This is a genomic window from Mariniflexile jejuense, from assembly GCF_042675665.1.
Taxonomy (GTDB): Bacteria; Bacteroidota; Bacteroidia; order Flavobacteriales; family Flavobacteriaceae; genus Mariniflexile; species Mariniflexile jejuense.
Genome location: NZ_JBHTJI010000007.1, coordinates 1 through 656 on the forward strand (window position 1 = coordinate 1; position 656 = coordinate 656).

The following is a 656-nucleotide window of genomic DNA, read 5'->3' on the forward strand; positions in this document are numbered from 1 at the left end:
AAACGGGCTAAAATTCCGCAATCTTGTTTTTTTTCTGTTTTTAAATTCCGTAAAAATGTGCATTAAATCTCAATATTTTTTCCACAAAACTTGCGTTTGAGTGCGTGTTTTTAATGCAAGGTAACGCTAAGTATATGGCAAGTTGGGGATTAAAATGTGCCACCCTATCAAGCCACGACAAAGTAAATTAACAGCACAAATATTGCAAGTTGGAACGACACCCCCAATTTGCTATATACATTGTTAGGGTGCGTTTATATTCAAAAATTATGAGAATCGAATTTATTTTAACTTACAATTCAAAGCCACAAGAAATGGTTGAATATCCTTTTGTTAATCCAATTTTAAAGGATAAAGAAACACTATTTCAATTTGCAACTGCTCAATTATCTGATGAAGAAAAACAAGAGCTTGTAAAAATATCATCTTGTGTATTAATTGATGATGGAAATTTTGAAGAGCCAGAATGGTACCAAGAATCAAATGGTAAATTATGGATTGAAAACGGTGTGCTGTCTTAAATGCACCCTAACGTGTTTGTGTAAGGATAGTTGCGTGTGAAAGCAACTAACTTACTAAAAATGGGACGAACCAGAGGAAAATCCGCAGGATTTTCCGAGTAGGCAAGAACCAAGCAATTATTTTTACACGGTGTT

General features: G+C 34.0%; 1 protein-coding gene. It reads left to right on the plus strand.

The features are described from left to right. Positions 1 to 269 precede the first annotated feature (269 nt). Positions 270 to 521, plus strand: a complete 252-nt coding sequence (locus ACFQ1R_RS11545) for a hypothetical protein (RefSeq protein WP_379926378.1) — start codon at positions 270 to 272, stop codon at positions 519 to 521. The last annotated feature ends 135 nt before the right edge of the window (positions 522 to 656 follow it).

Bases quoted from the DNA above. Each gene is read 5' to 3' on its own strand.
- ACFQ1R_RS11545 (WP_379926378.1), top strand. From the start codon at position 270: ATGAGAATCGAATTTATTTTAACTTACAATTCAAAGCCACAAGAAATG.